The following is a 544-nucleotide window of genomic DNA, read 5'->3' as shown; positions in this document are numbered from 1 at the left end:
GGTATAAACCTAAGAGTGTTACAAATAGGACTGGAATAGTGATGATAATTCCAGTTTTAAAGTATGTTCCCCACGAAATCTTCACACCTTTTTGTGTTAAGACATGTAGCCACAATAATGTTGCTAAAGAACCAATTGGCGTAATTTTAGGTCCTAAATCAGAACCTATGACATTCGCATAAACCATGCCTTCTTTTAATATTCCTGTAGCACTGGATTGGCCAATCGCTATTGCATCTATTAAAACAGTTGGCATGTTGTTCATAATCGAAGATAAGAAAGCAGCTATAAAGCCCATACCCATGATGCTGCTAAATAACCCATAATTTGAAATGTTTGTTAAAACATCCCCAAGGATCGTTGTAATACCTACATTTTTTAGTCCAAACACAACAAGATACATACCAATAGAGAATACAACGATATTCCATGGTGCACCTTTAATCACTTGTTTTGTATGAACTGCTTTAGATTTACGAGCTAATATTACAAAGATAAAAGCAATAATACCAGCAATAATTGATACAGGAATATTTATAAACTC

The 544-nt window shown here is 34.0% G+C and carries 1 protein-coding gene; it reads right to left on the bottom strand.

The features are described 5' to 3' along the window. The coding region (locus KA858_RS12495; RefSeq protein WP_281058935.1) for an ArsB/NhaD family transporter at window positions 1–544 on the bottom strand (544 nt) is incomplete at both ends.

Source organism: Staphylococcus sp. GDX8P80P (assembly GCF_017893095.1).
Taxonomy (GTDB): domain Bacteria; phylum Bacillota; class Bacilli; order Staphylococcales; family Staphylococcaceae; genus Staphylococcus; species Staphylococcus borealis.
This window is presented reverse-complemented; position numbering and strand designations above follow the sequence as displayed.